Annotated in this window: 22 protein-coding genes; 14 read left to right on the forward strand and 8 right to left on the reverse strand. The window is 71.5% G+C overall.

Annotated elements, in window-relative coordinates:
- Positions 1 to 103: 103 nt before the first annotated feature.
- From AA0Z99_RS06190 to clpX, 4 genes are all read right to left on the reverse strand, one after another.
- Entirely contained in the window at positions 104 to 2134 is a 2031-nt protein-coding gene (locus AA0Z99_RS06190; RefSeq protein WP_413320466.1) for an iron ABC transporter permease, read from the reverse strand.
- Complete coding sequence (locus AA0Z99_RS06195; RefSeq protein ID WP_413320468.1) at positions 2131 to 3162, reverse strand: ABC transporter substrate-binding protein; 1032 nt, start codon at positions 3160 to 3162, stop codon at positions 2131 to 2133. The genes AA0Z99_RS06190 and AA0Z99_RS06195 overlap by 4 nt, the downstream gene beginning before the upstream one ends.
- A 55-nt stretch (positions 3163 to 3217) precedes the next feature.
- Positions 3218 to 4033 carry an ABC transporter ATP-binding protein gene (locus AA0Z99_RS06200; protein WP_413320470.1) on the reverse strand — a complete coding sequence of 272 codons (816 nt, stop codon included), beginning with the start codon at positions 4031 to 4033 and terminating at the stop codon, positions 3218 to 3220.
- 72 nt (positions 4034 to 4105) lie between these two features.
- Entirely contained in the window at positions 4106 to 5383 is a 1278-nt protein-coding gene (gene clpX / locus AA0Z99_RS06205; protein ID WP_413320472.1) for an ATP-dependent Clp protease ATP-binding subunit ClpX, read from the reverse strand.
- 122 nt (positions 5384 to 5505) lie between these two features.
- Between clpX and AA0Z99_RS06210 the strand changes: the two genes are divergently transcribed.
- Complete coding sequence (locus AA0Z99_RS06210) at positions 5506 to 6195, forward strand: copper resistance protein CopC (protein WP_413320474.1); 690 nt, start codon at positions 5506 to 5508, stop codon at positions 6193 to 6195.
- 61 nt (positions 6196 to 6256) lie between these two features.
- On the opposite strand, the gene AA0Z99_RS06215 is transcribed toward AA0Z99_RS06210, so the two are convergent.
- The 3 genes from AA0Z99_RS06215 to tig form a co-directional block, all read right to left on the reverse strand.
- Entirely contained in the window at positions 6257 to 6928 is a 672-nt protein-coding gene (locus AA0Z99_RS06215; RefSeq protein WP_413320476.1) for an ATP-dependent Clp protease proteolytic subunit, read from the reverse strand.
- Positions 6928 to 7539: an ATP-dependent Clp protease proteolytic subunit gene (locus AA0Z99_RS06220; protein ID WP_413320478.1), complete on the reverse strand. Its 612-nt coding sequence runs from the start codon at positions 7537 to 7539 to the stop codon at positions 6928 to 6930. The genes AA0Z99_RS06215 and AA0Z99_RS06220 overlap by 1 nt, the downstream gene beginning before the upstream one ends.
- 123 nt (positions 7540 to 7662) lie before the next feature.
- Positions 7663 to 9024 (reverse strand): trigger factor, encoded by a 1362-nt coding sequence (tig, locus tag AA0Z99_RS06225; protein WP_413320480.1) that lies wholly within the window; start codon positions 9022 to 9024, stop codon positions 7663 to 7665.
- A 258-nt stretch (positions 9025 to 9282) separates the two neighbouring features.
- On the opposite strand from tig, the gene sigK reads away from it, so the two are divergent.
- The 13 genes from sigK (at position 9283) to AA0Z99_RS06290 (ending at position 22363) form a co-directional block, all read left to right on the forward strand.
- The gene (sigK, locus tag AA0Z99_RS06230; protein ID WP_413320482.1) at positions 9283 to 9831 is read left to right on the forward strand and encodes an ECF RNA polymerase sigma factor SigK; all 549 of its coding nucleotides are present in this window, start codon (positions 9283 to 9285) and stop codon (positions 9829 to 9831) included.
- On the forward strand, positions 9828 to 10757 hold the full coding sequence (locus AA0Z99_RS06235) for an anti-sigma factor (RefSeq protein ID WP_413320484.1): 930 nt from the start codon (positions 9828 to 9830) through the stop codon (positions 10755 to 10757). The genes sigK and AA0Z99_RS06235 overlap by 4 nt, the downstream gene beginning before the upstream one ends.
- Positions 10758 to 10810: 53 nt before the next feature.
- On the forward strand, positions 10811 to 11752 hold the full coding sequence (locus AA0Z99_RS06240) for a DMT family transporter (RefSeq protein WP_413320486.1): 942 nt from the start codon (positions 10811 to 10813) through the stop codon (positions 11750 to 11752).
- Between the two features lie 11 nt (positions 11753 to 11763).
- Positions 11764 to 12711 (forward strand): phosphatase PAP2 family protein, encoded by a 948-nt coding sequence (locus AA0Z99_RS06245; RefSeq protein ID WP_413320488.1) that lies wholly within the window; start codon positions 11764 to 11766, stop codon positions 12709 to 12711.
- A gap of 170 nt (positions 12712 to 12881) precedes the next feature.
- On the forward strand, positions 12882 to 13019 hold the full coding sequence (locus AA0Z99_RS06250; RefSeq protein WP_413320490.1) for a hypothetical protein: 138 nt from the start codon (positions 12882 to 12884) through the stop codon (positions 13017 to 13019).
- Positions 13016 to 13105, forward strand: coding sequence for a potassium-transporting ATPase subunit F (locus AA0Z99_RS06255; RefSeq protein WP_413320492.1), 90 nt, complete (start codon positions 13016 to 13018; stop codon positions 13103 to 13105). The genes AA0Z99_RS06250 and AA0Z99_RS06255 overlap by 4 nt, the downstream gene beginning before the upstream one ends.
- Complete coding sequence (gene kdpA, locus AA0Z99_RS06260) at positions 13105 to 14796, forward strand: potassium-transporting ATPase subunit KdpA (RefSeq protein WP_413320494.1); 1692 nt, start codon at positions 13105 to 13107, stop codon at positions 14794 to 14796. Before AA0Z99_RS06255 ends, kdpA begins: the two co-directional genes overlap by 1 nt.
- Positions 14796 to 16955, forward strand: coding sequence for a potassium-transporting ATPase subunit KdpB (gene kdpB / locus AA0Z99_RS06265; protein WP_413320496.1), 2160 nt, complete (start codon positions 14796 to 14798; stop codon positions 16953 to 16955). Before kdpA ends, kdpB begins: the two co-directional genes overlap by 1 nt.
- A gap of 11 nt (positions 16956 to 16966) precedes the next feature.
- On the forward strand, positions 16967 to 17578 hold the full coding sequence (gene kdpC / locus AA0Z99_RS06270) for a potassium-transporting ATPase subunit KdpC (protein ID WP_413320498.1): 612 nt from the start codon (positions 16967 to 16969) through the stop codon (positions 17576 to 17578).
- Position 17579: 1 nt separating this feature from the next.
- Positions 17580 to 20108, forward strand: coding sequence for an ATP-binding protein (locus AA0Z99_RS06275; RefSeq protein ID WP_413320500.1), 2529 nt, complete (start codon positions 17580 to 17582; stop codon positions 20106 to 20108).
- The gene (locus AA0Z99_RS06280; RefSeq protein WP_413320502.1) at positions 20105 to 20782 is read left to right on the forward strand and encodes a response regulator transcription factor; all 678 of its coding nucleotides are present in this window, start codon (positions 20105 to 20107) and stop codon (positions 20780 to 20782) included. The genes AA0Z99_RS06275 and AA0Z99_RS06280 overlap by 4 nt, the downstream gene beginning before the upstream one ends.
- 983 nt (positions 20783 to 21765) lie before the next feature.
- Complete coding sequence (locus tag AA0Z99_RS06285) at positions 21766 to 22170, forward strand: hypothetical protein (protein ID WP_413320503.1); 405 nt, start codon at positions 21766 to 21768, stop codon at positions 22168 to 22170.
- The gene (locus AA0Z99_RS06290) at positions 22163 to 22363 is read left to right on the forward strand and encodes a helix-turn-helix transcriptional regulator (protein WP_413320505.1); all 201 of its coding nucleotides are present in this window, start codon (positions 22163 to 22165) and stop codon (positions 22361 to 22363) included. Before AA0Z99_RS06285 ends, AA0Z99_RS06290 begins: the two co-directional genes overlap by 8 nt.
- Positions 22364 to 22392: 29 nt before the next feature.
- Here AA0Z99_RS06290 and AA0Z99_RS06295 read toward each other — a convergent pair whose 3' ends face one another.
- Positions 22393 to 22917 (reverse strand): hypothetical protein, encoded by a 525-nt coding sequence (locus AA0Z99_RS06295; RefSeq protein ID WP_413320507.1) that lies wholly within the window; start codon positions 22915 to 22917, stop codon positions 22393 to 22395.
- Between the last annotated feature and the right edge of the window lie 548 nt (positions 22918 to 23465).

Here is a 23465-nt window from a genome sequence, read left to right on the forward strand (position 1 = left end):
ACAGCCTCCACCACCACCCGTTCTGCAGGTGATTCGGGCACCGCGAGGGAGATGCTCCCTCGCGGCACCCGAATCACCTGCGAAACGGCTGGAGCGGGCGCCCTCAGCGGGCGCGGCCGGCCTGCAGCACGAGCCAGATGAAGTACGGGATGCCGACGAGCGCCGTCATGATGCCGGCCGGCAGCTGCGCCGGCGCGATGAGCGAGCGGCCGAGCGTGTCGGCGAGCAGGGTGAGCGTGCCGCCCAGCAGCGCCGCGAGCGGCAGCAGCACGCGGTGCCGGGCACCCACGAGCGCTCGAGCGGCGTGCGGCGCCACGAGCCCGACGAACGCGACGACGCCGATCGCGGCGACCGCGGTGGAGGCGAGGGCGACGGCGAGGGCGAGCGCGACGACCTGCACCGCGGTGAGCCGCACGCCCAGCAGTCGCGGCGTCGACTCGTCGAGCTGCGCGAGGTCGAGGTCGCGATGCAGCCACACCAGGCCGAGCCCCGAGACCACGAGCACCACGGCGACGGGCACGGCATCCTCGAAGCCGCGGCCGTAGGTCGAGCCCGCGAGCCAGACGATCGCCTTCCCCTGGTTGAAGGGGTCGGTCGTGACGATCAGCAGGCTCGTCAGGGCGGCGGTCGCGGCCGACATAGCCAGACCCGTCAGCACGAGCCGCAGCGAGCCGAGCCGGCGCCAGCCGACCAGCAGCAGCACCACGATGCCCGCGAGGCCGCCGCCGGCCAGCGCGCTGCCGGCCACGACCCAGCCGGTCGCGACCGGTACGAGCGTGATGACGCCGACGGCGCCGAGCCCGGCACCGCCCGCGACCCCCAGCAGGTAGGGCTCGGCGAGCGCGTTGCGCGCGACCGCCTGCACGAGCGCACCGGAGAGCGCGAGCGCGACGCCCGCGAGCACCGCGGCGACGACCCTGGGCGCCCTCGCGTCGAGCGTCAGCCGCACGGCGTCACCCGCGCGCCCCGACAGCCAGTTGCCGACGTCGCCCAGCAGCAGCATCCGGTCGCCCAGCAGCACGGCGGCCACCATGAGCGTCGCGAGCACCACCGCGGCGAGGACGATCGGGAGCCATGCGCGCGCGGCGATGGTGCGGGCGCCGAGCACCGTCATCGACTCGGTCTCGGCGGCGCCGGCCATGGTGCGGGCGAGCACGATGATGCAGACAGCGCCGATCAGGCTCGTGACGACGCCGGTGGGCACGTCCAGCGCCGCCCGACCGGGCAGCACGGCGCGCAGCAGCACGTCGGCGCCGACCACGAGCACGGCGCCGGCGAGCGCCGAGAGCGGGATCGCGACCACGTGGCGGGCTGCGCCGCGGATGCGCCGCACGAGCATGCGGGTGACGATCGGTGCCGCGAGGCCCACGAAGCCGATCGGGCCGGCGATCGCGACGGCGGTCGCGGCGAGCGCGACGGCGGCGAGGAGCGTCCCGAAGCGCAGGCGCCCGACGCTCACGCCCATCGTCGTCGCCGCCTCCTCTCCGAGCGAGAGCACGTCGAGCCGGCGCGCGAGCAGCAGCAGCACGGCGATGCCGACGAGCACGAGCGGCGCGAGCTGGGCGACCGTCGTCATGCCGTTCTGCGAGAGCTGGCCGACGCCCCAGGCGTAGAGGCCGCTGGTCGCCTGCTCGTCGAGGATGATCGTGACCGTCGTGACCGACTGCAACGCGAGCGCCAGCGCGGTGCCGACGAGCACCATCTGCGTCGTGGAGCCCCGACCGCGGCCGATCGCGACGACGGCGAGCGCCGCGAGGAGTCCGCCGGCGAAGGCGAGCCCTGCGCCGCCGATCCCGGGCAGGCTGACGCCGAGGACCGCGGCGACCGCGATCGCCGCGCCCGCTCCGCCGTTGACGGCCAGCGTGTCGGGCGAGGCGAGCGGGTTGCCGGTCAGGGTCTGCATGGCGTAGCCGGCGGCACCGAGCGCGAGCCCGACGACGATCGCCGCGGCGACGCGCGGCAGGCGGCTCTCCACGATGACGGCGCTGCCGCCGGCGTCGCCGCCGAGCCAGGCGAGCAGCTCGGGCAGCCCGAGCGCCGTGGTGCCCTGCGTCGTGTGCCACGCGGCGAGCACGACGAGGGCGACGAGGAGGGCCGCGCCGAGCGCGAGCCCTCCCAGCCGCACCTGCGTCACGGGGTGGGTGCGAGGGTGGTGACGATCGCGTCGAGGTAGGCCGTCAGCGAGTCGACGCCGCCGAAGAGCCAGATGCCGTCGGGCAGGCGGTGCACGTTGCCGGCCTGCACCGTCGGCAGCCCGGTCCAGATCGTGTTGTCGGCGAGCACCGTCTCGAAGACGTCCACGTCGCCGCCGGTCGTGTAGAGGATGTGGGTGTCGTCGCCGAGCGCCGTGAGGCCCTCGACGTCGGTGCTGCCGAGGCCGTACTGCGGGTCGCCCTCGCCCGGCCAGCCGTTCACGAAGCCGACTGACTCGAACGCGGCGGGCAGCAGCGCACCCTCGGCGTAGGGGCGGATCGACACCTGCCCGCCGGTCTCCCAGCCGTCCATGTGCGCGAGCTCGATGCCCGCCAGGCCGCGCTCCTCGACCATCGCGCTGACCTCGGCGACGTGCGCCTCGTAGGCCTCGATGGCCTCGTCGGCTGCCGCCTCGTTGCCGACCGCCTCGCCGACCAGGCGCAGGTCGGCGACCATGGTCTCGATGGGCGAGGCCGCGTCGGCGCCCTGCACGACGACGACCGGGGCGATCGCCTCGAGGTCGGCGTAGGCGCCTGCGTCGCGCCCGGAGGTCGCGACGATCAGGTCGGGAGCGAGGCCGGCGATGGCATCGATCGACGGCTCGGTGCGCGTGCCGACATCGGTCGGCTCGCCCTCGAGCGGCGCGCCGAGGCCCGCCCAGGCGCTGTAGCCTTCGACGTCGGCGACGCCGACGGGTGCGACGCCGACGGTCTGCAGGTGCTCGACGACGTTCCACTCGAGCGCGACCACGTCCTCCACCCCAGCCGGGATCTCGACCTGCTCGCCGCGCGCGTCCGTCACGGTGACGGTGTCGGAGGGGGCACCGGATGCGGCGCCGGGCTCGGCGCTCTCGGCCGGGGCCTCGGTGGTGCCGCAGGCGGCGAGCGCCAGCGCGGTCAGCAGTGCGGCACCGGCGAGGAGGGGGCGCGTCGCGCGGGTGCGCGCCGTGGCGCGGAGGGAGTCGGTCATGGTCAGCCTTCCTCGGCCCGGGCGCTGGTGCCTGCGGGCCTGATGGGGTGGTGGTTCACGCGGCGCGTGAGACGGGGAGCCTGCGGCGCAGTCGCGTCGGCCGGATGCGCAGGCCGTCGGCGACGGCTTCGACCTCGACCGGGACCTCGTAGGCGGCGCTGAGCCGCTCGGCGGTCAGCACCTCCGCCGGCGTGCCGGTCGCGACGATGCGTCCGCGCACGAGCAGCACGACCTCGTCGGCGATCTCTGCGGCCTGCTCGAGGTCGTGCAGCACGATGCCCACGGCCACGCCCTCGTCGGCGAGGTCGCGCACGATCTCGAGGATCTCGCGCTGGTAGCGCAGGTCGAGGTAGGTGGTGGGCTCGTCGAGCAGCACGATCCCGGTCTGCTGCGCGAGGCAGGTGGCGAGCCAGACGCGCTGGCGCTGGCCGCCGGAGAGCTGCGAGACGGCATGGTCGGCGAGGTCGACGATGCCGGTGGCGGCCATCGCGCGATCGACGACGGCGATGCCGTCGACGTCGGCGGCGCGGAACCGGCCGCGGTGCGCGAAGCGGCCGTAGGCCACGACCTCGCGCACGCTCACGCCGGAGGGCTCGGGGTGCGCTTGCGCGAGCATCGCGATGCGACGAGCGAGGTCGCGCTCCCCCAGCGCGGAGGCGTCGGCGCCGTCGGCGAACACCACGGTGCCGCCCGTGGGGCGGTGCAGTGCCGTCAGCCCGCGCAGCAGGGTCGACTTGCCGCTGCCGTTGGGGCCGACGAGCGCGGTGACCGTGCCCGCGCGCAGGGCGATGTCGGCGCCGTGCACGATCGGCGTGCGGCCGTAGGCGAGCGAGACGTCGGTCGCGCGCAGCGCCTGAAAGCCGGAGTTCACGAAGGTAAGGCTACCCTTACCTTCGCCTCCTCGCAATTCGGAGCAGACGATCGCCGACGCAGGCGTGGCGACCTACGCCGAGAGCTCCTCGATGTCGTCGGCGGTGAGCACGACGGGCATCTCCTGCCCCGTGACCGACTCCTTCGTGACGATCACGCGCTCGACGCCCTCGCGGGAGGGCACCTCGAACATCACCGGCGCCAGCACCGTCTCGAGGATCGAGCGCAGCCCGCGCGCGCCGGTCTTGCGCTCGACCGCGAGGTCGGCGATCGCCTGCAGCGCCTCGGGCTCGAAGTCGAGCTTGACGCCGTCGATCTCGAAGATGCGCTGGTACTGCTTGACGAGCGCGTTCTTGGGCTCCGACAGGATCTCGACGAGGGCGGACTGGTCGAGCGGGGAGACCGTCGCGATGACCGGGAGGCGGCCGATGAACTCGGGGATCAGTCCGAACTTGTGCAGATCCTCCGGCAGCACGTCTTGGAAGACGTCGAGGTCGGGCTTCAGCGAGGCCACCGGGGCTCCGAAGCCGATGCCCCGCTTGCCGGAGCGGTTGGCGATGATGTCCTCGAGCCCGGCGAACGCGCCCGCCACGATGAACAGGACGTTCGACGTGTCGATCTGGATGAACTCGGAGTTCGGGTGCTTGCGACCGCCCTGCGGCGGCACCGACGCGACCGTGCCCTCGATGATCTTCAGCAGCGCCTGCTGCACGCCCTCTCCCGAGACGTCGCGCGTGATCGACGGGTTCTCGGCCTTGCGGGCGACCTTGTCGATCTCGTCGATGAAGATGATGCCGGTCTCGGCGCGCTTCACGTCGAAGTCGGCGGCCTGGATCAGCTTCAGCAGGATGTTCTCGACGTCTTCGCCGACGTAGCCGGCCTCGGTGAGCGCGGTGGCATCGGCGACCGCGAACGGCACGTTGAGCTGCCTCGCGAGCGTGGAGGCGAGGTAGGACTTGCCGCAGCCGGTCGGGCCGACCATCAGGATGTTCGACTTCTGGATCTCGACCGCGTCGCCGAGGCTGTCCGCCGACTCCAGCTGCTGCGAGGCGGCGACCCGCTTGTAGTGGTTGTAGACCGCCACGGCGAGCGAGCGCTTCGCGCTCTCCTGGCCGACGACGTACTCCTCCAAGAACTCGAAGATCTCGCGAGGCTTCGGCAGCGTGAAGCCCTCGCGGGGCGTCGCGCCATCGGCCTCGGCCATGCGCTCCTCGATGATCTCGTTGCACAGCTCGACGCACTCGTCGCAGATGTACACCGCGGGACCCGCGATCAGCTGCTGCACCTGCTTCTGGCTCTTGCCGCAGAAGGAGCACTTGAGCAGATCGCCGCTCTCTCCCAGTCGCGCCATCTCGCATCTCCCGATCGTCGTCGAACGCAGGCTGCGCCCGTCGTCACGAGCCTAGCCCCGCCCGGTGACACCGCCACCGCCCACGCCGGTGCGCCCCGCATCCCCCTCGCTACGCTGGGAGCATGCTCCCCACCCTCGCCGTGCTCTCGGCCGTCGTGCTCCTGCCCGCCCACGCCTCCCTCATCGGGTCGACGCCGGGCGACGGCGACACCCTCACCGAGCAGCCGGGCACCATCAGCGTCGTCATGAACGAGGAGATCCTGTCGGTCGACGGCGCCGACGGCGCCAACGCGCTGCAGATCACCGACGCCGACGGCCGCTTCTACGGCGACGGATGCGTCGCGGTCGACGGAGACACCGCGTCGACGCAGGCACAGCTGGGCGAGGCCGGCGACTACACGCTCACCTTCCAGGTGGTCTCCGCCGATGGCCACCCGGTCTCCGACACGATCGCCTTCGCCTTCGAGCCGGCAGCCGGCGAGGAGGGCGAGCCCGGCGCCGAGGCCGCACCGGTGTGCGGCGAGGCCGCGCCCGCTGCCTCGGAGCCCGCGGCGAGCGAGCCAGCCGCGTCGGAGCCCGGAGCCGCGGAGACCGACGCTCCCTCCGACCAGGATCCTGCGCCGGCCACCGCCTCCTCCGACCAGGGCGCCGGCGTCGAGGGCGATGGTGCCGAGGAGGAGGCCTCGCCGTTCCCGTTCCTGACGGTCGGCATCCTCGCGGTGCTCGCGGTGCTCGCGCTCATCGCCTACCGCGCCAACCGGCTCCGCAAGGACGCGGGGCGCGACCGCTCGGAGGGCACCGACGGCGCCTGATCCCCGCACGACGAAGGGCCGGCCTCCCCGTTGCGGGGAGGCCGGCCCTTCGTCGTGCGGCTCAGCTGCTGAGCTGCGCCTGGGCTGCGATCTTGCGGCTGGTCAGCACCTGGTCGATCAGGCCGTACTGGAACGCCTCCTCCGCGGAGAGGAAGGTGTCGCGCTCGATGTCCTTGGACACCTTCTCGACGTCGTGGTTCGAGTGCTTCGAGAGCGTCTCCTCAAGCCATCCGCGCATCCGCAGCACCTCTCGGGCCTGGATCTCGATGTCGGATGCCTGGCCGCGGCCGGCGTCGGACGTCGCGGGCTGGTGGATGAGGATGCGCGCGTTCGGCAGCGCGAGGCGCTTGCCGGGCTCGCCAGCGGCCAGCAGCACCGCAGCGGCAGAGGCGGCCTGGCCGAGGCACACGGTCTGCACCGCGGGCCGGATGTACTGCATCGTGTCGTAGATCGCCGTCATGGCCGTGAACGAGCCGCCGGGCGAGTTGATGTACATCACGATGTCGCGATCCGGGTCCTGCGACTCGAGCACGAGCAGCTGCGCCATGATGTCGTCGGCCGAGGCGTCGTCGACCTGCACGCCGAGGAAGATGATGCGGTCCTCGAAGAGCTTCGCGTACGGGTCCTGGCGCTTGAAGCCGTAGGCCGTGCGCTCCTCGAAGCTCGGCAGGATGTAGCGCGAGCCGGGCATCTGCAGGGCGTTGCCGCCTGCCTGGAACGTGGGGGTCTCCATCAGTTGCTGCCCTCCTGGCCGCTGTCGTCCTGCTCGGTGCCGCCGCCGCCGACGACATCTGCCGCCGATGCGCGCAGGTGGTCGACGAAGCCGTACTCGAGCGCCTCCTCCGCAGAGAACCAGCGGTCGCGGTCGCCGTCGGCGTTGACCTGCTCGACCGACTTGCCCGTGCGTGCCGCGGTGATCTCGGCGAGGCGCCGCTTCATGTCGAGGATCAGCTGCGCCTGCGTCTGGATGTCGCTCGACGTGCCGCCGAACCCGCCGTGCGGCTGGTGCAGCAGCACGCGGGCGTTCGGCGTGATGTAGCGCTTGCCGGCAGTGCCGGCGGTCAGCAGCAGCTGGCCCATCGAGGCGGCCATGCCGATGCCGACGGTGACGATGTCGTTCTGCACGAACTGCATCGTGTCGTAGATCGCCATGCCGGCCGTGATCGAGCCGCCGGGCGAGTTGATGTAGAGGAAGATGTCCTTCGTCGGGTCCTCAGCGGCGAGCAGCAGGATCTTCGCGCAGATCTCGTTCGCGTTGTCGTCGCGCACCTCCTCGCCGAGCCAGATGATGCGGTCGCGCAGCAGGCGGTCGAAGACCGACTGTGCGAAGACGGGTTCAGCCACAGGTGACTCCTTCTCTCGATTGCTTCAACCCTAGGCGAGCGAGTGGGCCGGATCGGGCCGTGTTCGCCGCAGGCGGAGGGTAGCGAGAAGGGCCGGGCTCGCGCCCGGCCCTTCGCTGGTGGATCAGTCCTCGGCGTGCTGCGCCGCGAGCTTCGCCTCGGTGTCGCGGATCGCGGCGTCGACGTCGTCCTCGTTGACCTCGTCCGACTCCGCCGGGGGGAGGAAGTCGCTCAGGTCGACCGTCTCGCCCTTGTCGTCCACGACGGTCACGCGGCCGAGCAGCGTCGAGAGCGTCTTGCCGCGGAGGATGTCGCCGAGCAGCACCGGCAGCTGGCCGTTCTGCTCGAGCGCCTGCACGAGCTCCTGCGGGCCCATGCCGTACTGCGCGGCCTGCTGCACGATGATCTGCGTCAGCTCCTGCTGCGTCACCTGGAGGTTCTCCTCCTCGGCGAAGCGGTCGAAGAGCATCTGCTGCTTGAGCAGCTTGCGGGTCTCCTGACGCACCTCCTCGCCGTGCTCGGTGTCCTCCGAGCGGTTCTCGGCGGCGAGGTGGCGCTCCACCTCGTCCTCGACGACGGCGCTGGGGACCTCGACCTCGACGGCCTCGATCAGCTCGTCCTGCAGCCGCTGGCGCGCCTGCTCGGCCTGGCCGAGTCGGCCGGAGCGACCGGCCTGCTCGGCCAGGTCTGCCTTGAGCTCGTCGATCGTGTCGAACTGGCTCGCCATCTGGGCGAAGTCATCGTCGGCCTCGGGGAGCTCGCGCTCCTTGACGGCCTGCACCGTCACGCTCACCTCGGCGTCCTTGCCGGCGTGATCGCCGCCGACGAGGGTCGACGTGAACGTGGTCTCCTCGCCCGCGGTGAGCGACTCGACGGCCTCGTCGACGCCGTCGATGAGCTCGCCGGAGCCCACCTCGTAGGAGATGCCGCTGGCCGAGTCGACGGTCTCGCCGTCGATGGTCGCGATCAGGTCGAGCTGCACGAAGTCGCCCTTGGCAGCAGGGCGGTCGACGGTCACGAGGGTGCCGAAGCGGGTGCGCAGCTCGTCGAGCTCCTTCTGCACGGCGTCGTCGCCGATCTCGATGGCGTCGACGGTGATCGTCCGTCCCTCCACCTCGGGGAGGTCGAACTCGGGGCGCACGTCGACCTCGATCTCCAGCACCAGCTGGCCCGAGAAGTCCTTGACCTCGGGCAGCGACGCGATGTCGGCCTGCGGGCGGCCCATCGGGCGCACGCCCGCCTCGGCGACGCCCTGGCGGTAGAAGTCGTCGATCGAGTCGGAGACGGCCTGGTTCAGGATCTCGCCGCGGCCGATGCGCTGGTCGATGATCGCCGAGGGCACCTTCCCCTTGCGGAAGCCGGGCACGCTGATCTGCTCGGCGACGGTCTTGTACGCCTGGTCGATCGCGGGGCGCAGCTCCTCAGGCTCGACCGCGATGGTGAGCTTGGCGCGCGTGTTCTCGATCTTCTCGACCGTGGTCTTCACGAGGTGGTCTCCTGAGGGGTTCGTGGGATGTGCCGGCCGTGCCGGCCTGCGACGCTGTGGCGCGCCAGATCCGCCGCGAGAGGGCGGACCACCGCCCGAGTCTACCGGCCGCGCGGCTGCGCGCCGCAATCGGGCGTTCGCAATCCGACCGCGCCTCGGCGCCGAACCACCGGCATGACCGCCCTCCAGCTCGCCACGCCGATGCCGCATCCGCGCATCCTGCGCGCTGTGCCGCGCGAGCCTGCGATACTCAGGATCGTGTCACCCGACCTCGAGCAGTGCCTCGTCCGCGCCGCGGGCGGCGACGAGCGGGCCTTCGCGCAGCTCTACGACGCGTCGGCGCCGCGCGTGTTCGGCCTCGTGCTGCGGATCCTCGTGGATCGGGCGCAGGCGGAGGAGGTCGCGCAGGAGGTCTACCTCGAGGCGTGGCGACGCGCCGAGCGCTTCGACCCGACGCGCGGCGCGGCCATCAGCTGGCTGCTGCAGATCGCGCACGCACGAGCGGTCGACCGCGTGCGCTCCTCGCAGTCGCAGCGCGACCGCGACGCGCGGATCGGTCTGCGCGACACCGCGATACCGGTCGACGACGTCGCCGAGCGCGTCGAGACCTCGCTCGAGTCGGCGCGCGCCAAGCGCGCGCTCGCCGAGCTGAGCGAGGCGCAGCGCGAGGCGATCGAGCTCGCCTACTTCGGGGGCCTCACGCAGACCGAGATCGCCGAGCGCATCGGCGCCCCGCTCGGCACCGTCAAGACCCGGATGCGCGACGGCATGCGTCGTCTGCGCGAGCTGCTGGGGGTGACGGCATGAGCGACGACGCGCATGGCGGAGGCCGCGACACGGGCAGGGGCGAGCAGGGCTTCGACGGGAAGGACAGCGGGATGAGCGGGGGTGACGAGATGCAGGACGACCAGCGGGCCATCGACGAGCTCGCAGCCGCGTATGCGCTCGACGCGCTCTCGCCCGCGGATCGCGCGCGCTTCGAGGCGCAGGCCTCGCCGGCTGCGCGCCGCGAGGCGGAGGAGCTCGCGGACACCGCTGCGCTGCTCGCCGCCGACGAGGTCGCTCCTCCGCCGAGCCTGCGCGCGAGCATCCTGGATGCCATCGGCGCCGAGCCGCAGGAGCGGGCACCCCGACACGCCGACACCTCGGCGCCCGCGACAGGCGCCGCAGGTGCAGCGCCCGTGCTGCGAGCGGTGCCGCGCGACGAAGCGGCGCCGGCACGACCGGCCCTCGAGGAGGCCTCCGAGCCCGGCTCCCGCCGGCCCGGGCCCGCAGAGCGACGCGCGCAGGCGCGCTGGCGGCCCATGCGGCTGCTCGCGGGCGTCGCGGCGGGCGCCGTGCTGCTCGCCGGCGGGGTCGCGATCGGCTCCCAGCTGAACCGCGACTCGCAGGTCCAGGCGCTCGGCGCCGTCATCGCGGCCGACGACGCGCAGCGCACCCAGGTCGACCTCGAAGGAGGCGCGACCGCCACCGCGATCTGGTCGACCGAGCTGGGCCAGTCCGTGCTGCTCTTCGACGACCTCGAGCCCGCGCCGAGCGGACGGGCCTACCAGGCCTGGTACATCGATGAGGCCGGTCCGCACAGCGCCGGCACCTTCGACGCCGAGGGCAGCAGCACCGCGGTGCTGCTCGAGGGCGAGCTGGATGCGGGGGTCGTCGTGGGCGTCACGGTCGAGCCGGAGGGTGGCTCCGAGGCGCCGACCACCGAGCCGTTCCTCGTCGTCCAGACCTGACGCATCCGCCCGGTCGTCGCGCGCGCAGCGCTGCGACCTGGCAGGATCGAGCGGTGTCAGATCCCGCACGACCCGAGCCTGGCGGCGCCAGCAGTGGCTCGACGCGGCTCGGCACGACGGCGATCGCCGTCGCCTCGGTCGCGCTCGTCGTCACCTGGAGCTCGGGCTTCGTCGGCGCAGAGCTGGCCGACCGGGCCGGCGGCGAGCCCGTCACGGTGCTCGCCTGGCGCTTCACGGTGCTCGCCGGCATCCTGGCGCTGGCGATGCTCGTCGTGCGACGCCAGTGGCCGCGCTGGCGCAGCTGGATGCGGCAGGGCGCGATCGCGCTGCTGAGCCAGTTCGGCTACCTGCTGATGGTGTTCGAGGGCGTGCGCTTCGGCGTCGACGGCGGCACCGTCTCGCTCATCGCCGCGCTGCAGCCGATGCTCGTCGCGACGCTCGCCGGGCGCTTCCTCGGCGAGCGGGCGGACCGCTGGATGTGGCTCGGCATGCTCGTCGGCCTCGGGGGCGTCGCGCTCGTGGTCTCGGGGCAGCTCGGCGCGACCGGCGCGCCCGCCTGGGCGTACCTGCTGCCGCTCCTCGGCGTCGCCTGCCTCGGCAGCGGCACCGTGCTGCAGCGGCGCTGGCACATGCACGACGACCTGCTGCAGACGCTGCTGATGCACGCCGTGGTCGCCGCGGGAGCCTTCATGCTCGTGGCGCTCGCCCGCGGGCACGCGGCTCCCCCGGCGACGCCGGAGATCTGGGTCGCGATCCTGTGGCTGGTGGCCTTCGCGAGCCTCGGCGGCTACCTGCTCTACGTCACCGTCACGCGCTCGCACGGCGCGACCTTCGTGTCGACGATGCTCTACCTGACGCCGCCGACCACGATGCTCTGGGTCTGGCTCTTCTTCGGCGTCCCGGTGTCGGTCCTCAGCGTCGTCGGCATGGCGGTGGCCGCCGCCGGCGTCGCCATCGTGCTGCTCGCACAGCGTCGGCACGGGCCACCGCGATAGCGTCGCTCCTCATGCAGCAGCCGATGAGCGACCGCCCGATCGGCGACCGCTCCGTCGGTGATCGCTCCGTCGGTGACCGCTCCGTCGGCGACCGCTCCGGTGATCGCCCGATCATCGACCGGCTGCGCGCCGCCGTGGCTCCCACGAGGCCCGAGCACGGCGCCGCCGGCGAGGGCCGGGAGGATGCGAGGGTCGGCGCGGTCGACCTCACGCGCTGGCGCACGCCGATCGGTCGGGCGCTCGCTGCGCTGGCCGGTCGCGTCGGTGCAGCGCTCGGGCCGTACGCCGCGCTCCTGGTGATCCTCGCGATCGGCCTGGCCGTCACGGCCGCGCTCGGCGCGCTCGCTGCCGAGGTCTACGACGCGGTGACCGATGCCGATGGCGTCGCGGGCATCGACCGCCCGGTGCTCGATGCGATCCTGACCATCCGGGATCCCCAGGCCGCGGCGCTGATCACCGGGTTCACCGATCTCGCCGGCACGGTCGGCATGCCGCTGATCGCGGTCTCAGCGCTCCTGATCCTCGGCATCCGCCGTCGGTCGTGGACGCCGGTGGTGCTGATCGTCGCCGCCGGTGCCGGCTCGCTGCTGATGACGATCGCCGGCAAGGTCGTCGTCGGGCGCGATCGGCCGCCGGTCGCCGACGCGGTGCCGCCGTTCGAGGTGTCGGCGTCGTTCCCGAGCGGGCACACGCTGAACGCCGTCGCGATCCTCGGGATGATCGCCTACCTGCTGGTGCTGCGCCGTCGCACGGCCTGGTCGCGCACCGCCATCATCACCGCGACGGTCGTCTGCACGCTGCTGGTGGCGGCGAGCCGCGTCTACCTCGGACACCACTGGGTGACGGATGTGGTGGCCGGCTGGCTCCTCGGGGCAGCCTGGGTGGCACTCATCATCACCGCGCATCGCCTCTACCTGACCGTGCGGCTGCGGCACGGTCGGTCGCAGCCGACGCACTGATCGCGCACCCGAGCTCCAGCAGCACCTCGGCACGGGAGCCGGCGAGGCCGCCTCGCGCGCGCCGGCCGTAGGCAAGCCGTGAGAGTTCTCCGCGGCGCGTGAGGGTTCCGTGAGGACGATCGCCCGGCCATCCTGCGCGGGTATTTGATCGCTCTCGGCGTCTCGACCGGATGCCCGCCGCCCGCACCGGGCTGCGCCGATCACCACCGTCTGGATGCACCACCATGCTCGACGCCTTCGTCCTGGCGAGCGTGCTCGCCCTGTTCGCCCTCCTCGGGCTGCTCGTGAAGGGGGTCGAGCGGCTGTGATCGTCTTCGAGGTCCTCGCGGCGACCCTCGCGATCGGCGCCATCGGCCTGCTCGTCAGCGCCCTGCTGCACCCGGAGCGGTTCTGATGCCCGATCTCGGCCAGCAGTGGGCCGCATCCATCGCATCCCTCGTCACGGTGCTCGTCGCCCTGGCGATCCTGCACCGGCCGCTCGGCGACGGCATGGCGTGGGTCTACACGACGACGAAGGACTGGCGCATCGAGCGCGGCGTCTACAGGATCATCGGCGTCGACCCCTCCTCTGCCCAGACCTGGACCGCGTACGCCCGGTCGGTGCTCTCCTTCTCCCTCGTCGGCGTGCTGGTCGTCTACCTGCTGCAGCGGGCGCAGGAGCTGCTGCCGCACTCGCTCGGGCTGCCGGCCGTCCCTGAGCTGCTGTCGTTCAACACCGCGGTTTCCTTCACCACGAACACCAACTGGCAGTCGTACTCCCCCGAGGCCACCCTCGGCTACACCGTGCAGCTCGCCGGCCTCGTGACGCAGAACTTCGTCTCCGCCGCCGTCGGCATGGCCGTGGCGGTCGCGCTCGTCCGAGGCTTCGCGTCGCGCCGCACCGGCACGATCGGCAACTTCTGGGTCGACCTGACCCGCGGGACGCTGCGCATCCTCATGCCGCTGTCGCTGCTGGGCGCACTCGTCCTCCTGGCCGGCGGCGTGATCCAGAACTTCGACGGCTTCCAGGAGACCTCCACGCTCACCGGGCTCACGCAGGTCCTCCCCGGCGGGCCGGTCGCATCGCAGGAGTCCATCCGTCTGCTCGGCACCAACGGCGGCGGCTTCTTCAACGCGAACTCGGCGCACCCGTTCGAGAACCCGACCGGCTGGACGAGCATGCTGCAGGTCATCATGCTGCTGCTCATCCCCTCGGCGATGCCGCGCATGCTCGGGACCATGCTGGGCGACCGCCGTCAGGGCTACGCCATCGTCGCGGCCATGACGACGCTGTACCTCGCGGCATGGACGGCTGCGACGGCCTTCGAGCTCGCGGGCGCTGGCACGGCGACACAGCTCGCGGGTGCAGCGATGGAGGGCAAGGAGACCCGCTTCGGGATCCCCGGCTCCGTGCTCTTCGCGGTGTCGACCACCGGCACCTCGACGGGTGCCGTGAACTCCATGCACGACTCCTACACCTCGCTGGGCGGCATGGTGCCGCTCGTGAACATGATGCTGGGCGAGGTCTCCCCGGGCGGCGTGGGCGCTGGCCTCTACGGCATCCTCGTGATGGCGATCATCGCTGTGTTCGTCGCTGGCCTGCTCGTCGGACGCACGCCTGAGTACCTGGGGAAGAAGGTGACGGCGCGGGAGATCAAGCTCGCCGCGCTGCTCATCCTCACGACCCCTGTGCTGCTGCTCGGCGGCGTCGCGCTCTCGCTCGGCCTGCCCGGCGTGCAGGACGAGGTGACCTCCACCTCGATCTGGAACCCGGGCACGCACGGCGTGACGGAGCTGCTCTACGCCTTCGCGTCGGCGTCGAACAACAACGGCTCCGCGTTCGCCGGCCTCACCGCCAACACCGACTGGCTCAACGCGGCGCTCGGCGTGGCGATGCTGCTCGGCCGCTTCGTCCCGATCATCCTCGTGCTCGCGCTGGCTGGCTCGTTCGCCCGGCAGGACACCGTGCCGGTGACCGCCGGCACCCTTCCCACGCACCGCCCGCAGTTCGTCGGACTGCTCGTCGGCGTCATCATCCTCGTGACCGCGCTCACCTACTTCCCGGTGCTCGCCCTCGGTCCGCTCGCAGAAGGGCTCTCGCTCTGATGTCCACCACCACCGCTCCCACCCCGAAGGCGCCGAGCGCCGCAGCACCCCTGGGGAGCCCTCGCTCGGGCCTCAGCTGGACGCAGGTGCGCCAAGCGCTCCCCGGCGCCGTCCGCAGGCTCGATCCGCGCCACCTCTGGCACAACCCCGTCATGCTCATCGTGTGGGTCGGTGCCGTGCTCACGACGCTGCTGTCCGTGGCCGAGCCGCTCCTGGGCGGCCCAGAGACCTCGGCCGGTTCCGAGATCCCGGCGATCTTCACGATCCTGATCGCCCTCTGGCTCTGGCTCACCGTCCTCTTCGCCAACTTCGCGGAGGCGATCGCGGAGGGACGCGGGAAGGCCCAGGCCGACAGCCTCCGCGCCACGCGCACCAGCACCACGGCCACCAGGGTCGCGGCGTACGACGCGGCGGTCGACGCGAGCGCCGCGTCGACCGAGTGCTCGACGATCGCATCCAGCGACCTCCGCCTCGGCGACCACGTCGTCGTGACCGCCGGGGAGATCATCCCGGGCGACGGCGACGTCGTGTGGGGTGTCGCCTCCGTCGATGAGTCCGCGATCACCGGCGAGTCGGCCCCCGTGATCCGCGAGTCCGGCGGCGACCGCAGCGCCGTCACCGGCGGCACGCGCGTGCTGTCGGATCGCATCGTGGTGCGGATCACCGCGAAGCCGGGAGAGACCTTCGTCGACCGCATGATCTCGCTGGTCGAGGGCGCCGCTCGGCAGAAGACCCCGAACGAGATCGCGCTCGACATCCTGCTCGCCTCGCTCTCGATCGTGTTCGTCGTCGTGACGCTCACCATCAACCCCGTCGCCGCGTACGTCGCGAGCCCGGTCTCCATCGCGGTCCTCGTCGCGCTGCTGGTCTGCCTCATCCCGACGACCATCGGCGCGCTGCTCAGCGCGATCGGCATCGCCGGCATGGATCGGCTCGTGCAGCGGGGCGTCCTCGCGATGTCGGGCCGCGCCGTCGAAGCGGCCGGGGACGTCACGACGCTGCTGCTCGACAAGACCGGCACCATCACCTACGGCAACCGTCGCGCGACCGACGTCGCGCCCCTCGCGGGCGTCGGTCGCGCCGAGCTCCTCGAGCTCGCCGCGATGTCATCGCTCGCGGATCCCACTCCCGAGGGACGATCGATCGTCGACCTGGCGCGTGCCGAGGGGCTGACCGTCACCGAGCAGCACGGGAGCGACGTCGTGCCCTTCACGGCCGAGACCCGCATGTCGGGGCTCGATCGGCCCGACGGCAGCCGCATCCGCAAGGGCGCCGGCTCCGCGGTGCAGGCGTGGCTCGCATCGGAGGGCGCCCCGCTCGATGCGGGTAGCGTGCGCGAGCTCGAGGCGGCGACCGACGCGATCTCCCAGTCGGGCGGTACGCCGCTCGTGGTCGCCGTCGCCGCGAAGGACGATCGAGCGCGCGCGCTGGGCGTCGTCCATCTGAAGGACGTCGTCAAGGACGGCCTCGGCGAGCGGTTCGCCGAGCTGCGGGCGATGGGCATCCGCACGGTGATGATCACGGGCGACAACCCGCTGACAGCCGCCGCGATCGCGAAGGAAGCGGGCGTCGACGACTTCCTCGCAGAGGCGACCCCAGAGGACAAGCTCGCGCTGATCCGGGCGGAGCAGGAGGGCGGCAACCTGGTGGCGATGACGGGCGACGGCACCAACGATGCCCCGGCACTCGCGCAGGCGGATGTGGGAGTGGCGATGCAGTCGGGCACCTCGGCGGCGAAGGAGGCCGGCAACATGGTCGACCTCGACTCCGACCCGACGAAGCTCATCGACATCGTCCGCATCGGCAAGCAGCTGCTCATCACCCGCGGTGCGCTGACGACCTTCTCGATCGCCAACGACGTCGCCAAGTACTTCGCGATCATCCCGGCGATGTTCATGGGGGCCTTCCCGGGGCTTGCAGCGCTCAACCTCATGGGACTGCACTCCCCTGCCTCAGCGGTGCTCTCCGCCGTCATCTTCAACGCGATCGTCATCGTGCTGCTGATCCCGCTCGCCCTGCGAGGAGTGCGCTACCGGCCGGTCTCCGCACCGAAGCTGCTCGGGCGCAACCTCCTCGTCTACGGCCTCGGCGGACTCGTCGCCCCGTTCATCGGCATCTGGCTCATCGACCTCGTCGTGCGCCTCGTGCCCGGATTCTGAATCGAGACATCATGGCTACCACCAGGACCACCGTGCGCACCCTCTGGGTGTCGATCCGGGCCATCGCGCTCTGCACGATCGTCACCGGCGTGCTCTACACGCTCGTCGTCACCGGGATCGGGCAGCTCCTGCTCCCTTCGCAGGCCGACGGATCGCTCGTCCGCGACGCGCAGGGCCGAGTCGTCGGCTCGTCCCTCATCGGACAGCCGTTCGCCGACGCCGCTGGCTCGCCGCTGGCCGCCTACTTCCAGCCTCGTCCTTCCGCCGCCGGCGACGGCTACGACGGCCAGTCGTCCGGCGGGTCCAACCACGGCTCCGAGCATCCCGACCTCATCGCTGCCGTCACGGAGCGACGCGAGCAGGTCGCCGCGCTCAACGACGTGCGGGTCGAGGAGGTGCCCGCGGACGCGGTGACCGCATCGGCGTCGGGGCTCGATCCGCACATCTCCCCCGAGTACGCTTCGATCCAGGTGCAGCGCGTCGCGTCGGCTCGAGGCATGACCACGGACGAGGTGCGGGCGCTCGTCGAGGATCACACCGCGCAGCCGATCGGCGGCTACGTCGGCGCCCCGGTGGTGCACGTGCTCGAGCTGAACCTGGCGCTCGACGAGATGAGGGGCTGACATGCGACGGGGGCGGTTGCGCGTGCTGCTCGGCGCCGCCCCCGGCGTCGGCAAGACCTACGCCATGCTGGAGGAGGCCAGGAGGCTGGCGCTCGAGGGCTCCGACGTCGTGGTCGCGCTCGTCGAGACCCATGGGCGCGCCGCGACGGCGTCGATGCTGGAGGGCCTGGAGGTCGTGCCGCGCACGCGCGTGGCGCACCGCGGGATGGCGCTCGAGGAGATGGACGTCGATGCCGTGCTCCGCAGAGCGCCCGACGTCGCGCTCGTCGACGAGCTCGCCCACTCGAACGCGCCCGGCAGTCGCAACGGCAAGCGGTGGCAGGACGTGCACGAGCTGCTCGCCGCCGGCATCGACGTGATCTCGACCGTCAACATCCAGCACATCGACTCGCTGCACGACGTCGTCCAGCGCATCACCGGCATCGCGCAGCGGGAGACGATCCCCGATCACGTGCTGCGCGAGGCCGACGGCGTCGAGGTCGTCGACCTCTCACCCCAAGCGCTGCGCGACCGTCTCGCCGGTGGCCGCGTCTACCCCGCCGAGCGCATCGACGCGGCGCTCTCCAACTACTTCCGCCTCGGCAACCTCATCGCGCTGCGCGAGCTCGCGCTGCTGTGGCTCGCCGACGAGGTGGACCAAGCCCTGCAGCGGTACCGCGCCGAGCAGGGCATCGATGCGACGTGGGAGGCCCGCGAACGAGTCGTCGTGACGCTCACCGGCGGCCGCGAAGGCGAGACGCTGCTGCGACGCGGGGCGCGGATCGCGGCCCGCGCCTCCGGGGGCGACCTCCTCGCAGTGCACGTGATCAGCCAGGACGGGCTGCGACGCGGCGACCCCGACGCGCTCGCACGGCAGCGCGAGCTCGTCGAAGCGCTCGGCGGCACCTACCACCAGGTGGTCGGCGACGACGTCCCCGAGGCGCTGGTCGGGTTCGCGCGAGCCGTCAACGCCACGCAGCTCGTCATCGGGGCTTCCCGTCGCGGTCGTCTGCAGTCGGCGCTGACGGGACCGGGCATCGGCCACGACGTCATCCGGGACTCCGGGGACATCGACGTGCACGTGGTGACCCACGCAGCGGCCGCCTCCAGGCGCGGCCTCCCCCGCCTCGGTGGAGCGCTCTCCCTGCGACGCCGCCTCGCGGGCCTCGCTGTCGCGCTCGTCGCGGGGCCGCTGCTCGCGTGGGGGCTCTGGACGATCCGCAGCCCTGCATCCATCACCACCCACGTCCTCGCGTTCCAGCTGCTCGTCGTGGTCGTCGCGCTCGTCGGCGGGCTCTGGCCCGCCGTGTTCGCGGCCGTGATGAGCGGCATCACGCTCGACTTCCTCTTCGTCGCGCCCTACTTCACGGTCGTGATCGCGGATCCGACGCACGCTGCGGCGATCGTGCTCTACGTCATCATCGCCGTCCTCGTCAGCATCGTGGTGGACCGCGCGGCTCGCGAGGCACGGCATGCCCGCCGCGCCGCCGCCGAGTCCGCGCTGCTCGCGACCGTCGCCGGCAGCGTGCTGCGCGGCACCGGCGCGGTGCGAGCGCTCGTCGACCGGGTCCACGAGGCCTTCTCCCTCGACGGCGTCGCGCTCGTCGACCGCGGCGCCGTCACAGCCAGTGCCGGCTCGCTCGAAGGGCCGTCGACGAGCCTCGTCGTGGGCGAGGGCGCATCCCTCCTGCTCCACGGACGCGACCTGGACGCCGGGGAGCGTCGACTGCTCGGGGTCATCGTCGCGCAGCTCCAGGCAGCGCTCGAGCGGGACGACCTCGCGGAGACCGCGAGCGAGGTGGCCCCTCTGGCCGCGACCGACAAGGTGCGCAGCGCACTGCTCGCGGCGCTGAGCCACGACCTGCGACGACCGCTGGCCTCGGCCATCGCGGCCGTCGGCGGCATGCGAGCCACCGGTGCCCAGCTGTCGGACAGCGACCGGGAGGAGCTGCTCGGCACGGCCGAGGAGTCGTTGCACGCGCTCACCTCGCTCCTCACCGACCTGCTCGACGTCTCGCGCGTGCAGGCCGGGGTGCTCGCGGTCGCGAAGTCGCCCGTCGACCCCGCGGACGTCGTGCTCCTCGCGCTCGGCGAGCTCGGCCTGACGCCGGACGATGTCGAGCTCGACCTGGATCCGCGGACCACGCCAGCGCTCGCTGACCCCGTCCTGCTGCAGCGCGTCGTCGTCAACCTGGTGGCGAACGCGCAGCGGCACGCCCCGGACGGGTCGAGGGTCAGGATCGCATCGAGCGCGTTCGCCGGTCACGTCGAGCTGCGCATCGTCGACCACGGGCCGGGCATCCCCGTCGAGCGACGGGAGGACGTCTTCGTGCCGTTCCAGCGACTGGGCGACACCGACAACACCGCCGGGCTCGGCCTGGGGCTCGCGCTCTCCCGCGGGTTCGTGGAGGGCATGGGCGGGACCCTGGTCGCGGAGGACACGCCAGGCGGGGGGCTCACGATGGTGGTCGCGCTCGAGGCGGTCGCCCAGGAGCGCCGCGCTCCCGACGGCGGCGCGGAAGGAGCCGTGACGGAGGTGCCGCGCTCATGAAGGTCCTGATCGCCGATGACGACCCGCAGCTGCTGCGCGCGCTGCGCATCACCCTCGTGGCGAAGGGCTACGAGGTGTGCACCGCGAGCAACGGGCAGGAAGCCGTCGCCGCGGCCATCGACGAGCAGCCCGACGTGATCATGCTCGATCTCGGCATGCCGCAGCTCGACGGCGTCGAGGTCATCGAAGCCATCCGCGGCTGGTCGGAGACCCCGATCCTCGTCGTCTCGGGCCGCACCGGCGCGGCCGACAAGGTCGGCGCGCTCGACGCGGGCGCCGATGACTACGTCACGAAGCCGTTCCAGATCGACGAGCTGCTCGCGAGGATCCGGGCGCTGGGACGGCGCATCCCCGCGACCGCGTCCATGGTGGGGGTGGAGTTCGCGACGACGAGCGTGAACTTCGCGACTCGCGTGGTGCGCCGCGCCGGCGACGAGATCCGCCTGACGCCCACCGAGTGGAAGCTGCTCGAGCTGCTCGTGCAGGGCGAAGGGCGGGTCATCACGCGATCCGAGCTCACGCAGCAGATCTGGGGAGCCCGATACCTGCCGGACTCGAGCGCGCTGCGCTTCCACATCGCGCAGCTCCGGAGCAAGCTCGAGCCCCATCCGCACGAGCCGGTGCACTTCATCACCTCGTCGGGCGGCTATCGATTCGAGAAGGGCGGCGGGTGAGGGCGGCGTGACGCCCGGCCAGCGGCCGGTCTGGTCGGGGCGACAGGATTCGAACCTGCGACCTCCCGCCATGCAATCGCACGATCTGGTCCCGGCGCAACGACCTGCCGACGCCCCTACTCCCCTGTGCTTTCGCGGGTTCTCGCTCCACTCTGCTGACAGGTCGAGGATCTCTGAGCTGACGCGAAGCGACGCGCGCAGAGCTGTCACGAGCGAATCGCCAACTGACCGTACCCAGAGGTCGGCGCCAGTCGAATCTGAGCCCGAGACTCGGAACTCCCTCGCCCGCGATGCCTCGCCGTCGGCGAGCTGAACGTGCCGCCAGTCTGGCGTCGTCGAGAGTAGGTGCGCCGACCCGACGGTCGCGACGAGCCACCAGCCCGGCTCGTCGCCGTTGAGGTGAAGCGAGAGCACCTGGCTATCGCAGCAGCCCTCCTCACACGAGCATCTCTTGCCATGGGACTCCCCGCGGTGGCACGACATCAGCACGCCACCGTCCCAGACGCTGCTCGACGGCAGCGGCCTGCCGCCGTCGATGGACCGCCTGGCCCGGTCGCTCGCCGACCTGCAGAGCATCGTCGAGGAGATACCGCCAAGGGCGCGACCGTACGGTTCCTGAATGCGTCGCTGTCGTTCTCCCCCGGCGACAGCGACCCCAGTGCCGAAAGCCACCATCGCGCGCGATCTCGGCTGCTCCCGCGCCACGCTCTGCAGCGAGCTGGCACGCATGCAGCCGTCGGCGGAGCTGCCCGCATGAGTGGCGGCGAAGTGGCGTTCAGCAGCTTCGAGGCAGGTGGCGGCCGCCAAGATGGCACGCGAGACGCCGCTGGGCGGAGCGCGATGGCCGTCAACCTCGGGCAAGCAACGCGTGAGAAGACGTTCGCCGCTGTCATCTCGCTCCAAGCCGCCACTGTCGCACCACACCGAGCGTCACCCCGACCCGGGTGTATGGTTGGCTATACCTTGAACCGAGGGAGCAGCACATGTCCAGGCCCGCCTACATCCTTGCCCTCATCTCACTCTTCGGCGCGTTTGGCGCCTACACCTTCTGGTGGCCAGAAGAATTTCTCGGAGGAGGTCTAGCGAACGTCCTGCCGCTGGCGCTCTTGCTGGGTGGTGCCGCGACGCTGACGCTCATCTATAAGCGCACGAGGGCCAGCCGCACGAGATCGAGGCAGCCTGGCTCGGTCGAGCGAAGGGCATCAGAACAGGCAAGTGAGTTCACTTTCGAGGTGTGCCTCGTCCTGATCGCTGGTCTCACGGTGTGCCTCACGTATGCGTGGGGCGGGGTGGGATTTGCTGTGGGTGCGGCGACGCTGGTTGCGGCGATCGCCGCTTACTGGGCCGCCTATCTCATCGCGCTTCGGCGGATGACCACGGTTGCGTAACAGGATTCGCGAGCTACGGCGAGAACTAGGCCTCTCACAGAACGAGCTCGCACAACGATGCGGTGTCTCTCGACTCACCGTGTTGAGCATTGAACTCGATCGCTCAGAACCTTCGCTTCCCCTGGCGTTCGCCCTCGCTCGAGAACTCAGCACTCCGATTGAGTCGCTGTTTCAGCCAGAGGACGATCTGTAGCGAGCGCGGCGCGCCGCGCTGACTACAGATCAGGCGCAGTGCCCTGCGCGCCCAGACAGATACATGCGGTACACCCTGGGGCACATCCCACTCGTCGTGATGGTGTTCGAGGCGATGAGCAGCAGCGTAAAGATCACTCCGCAGCTGATGGCACCAACTGCGGGGACAGCGCACAGGGCAGCGTTGACGGCTGCGGCTCCTCCACTCACGATCATGCCCTGGTCCCACCGATTGAGGTCCACGTACGCGCCGTAGAAGTTGTGGCGCCCGAATGAGAGGTTCGTCTGAACAATTCCCTTCCGGGCAGCAGGGGAGGCCTGAATGGGAACCGAAATAGGCAGCTCGAAGAGACCTACCTCAGTTGGCACTTCGAAAACGTAGTCGACGGATGTCGCCGTCACTTCGGTCGAACGCACGAGGTCGCTAGCGACCAGTTCCTCAATGAGCTGCTCCACGTCGGCACCGCTGAGGCCGGACGTAGCGGACAGACCGGACGAGGGTGGTGCGGTTGGAACCGCGGCCTCGGCGGGGGCCGGGGTGAACTGCATCAGCATCGCGACTGTCGTCACAATAGCCCCGATGGAAAGGGCGAGGGGGCGTATTGCTGTCGGGTTGTTTTCATGGCCAGAGCAGAGATCGGACGAGCGCGGCGCGGCAGGAGTTCTACACGCGCGTGCGATCACTGCGGTTTTCGCAGCGTGTTCGGTGCTCCTGCGCAGAGCGTGAGATGCGCGCGTGAGGCGATCGGTTGCTGCGGTCGAACACGACCGCAGCTCGCCCGACAGTCGCCAATCCGTTGGCGGCACATCTGCGCTCTTCACAGAGCCCCTCCTGCGGCCCCACTGACGTCGCGCCGCTGCGACCAGTCCGTCATACGACCAGTCCGTCATGCGGCGCGGTCGACCACCTGCGGCAGCTGCTCGAGCAGCACCTCGGCCGCCTACCGCCCGCCCAGCGCTGACCTCGGCCGCGCGCTTCGGGTCGATGAAGTCGCCGCGCAGACTCTCGAGCGGCTGTTGCATGTCGCGGTCGGGCAGGCGCCGTATGAGGCCGAGCCGCTGCAAGAGCCCGAGCGCGCGGCCGACGGGCAGCTGCAGCGCGA

The organism is Agrococcus phoenicis (assembly GCF_047302415.1).
GTDB lineage: Bacteria > Actinomycetota > Actinomycetes > Actinomycetales > Microbacteriaceae > Agrococcus.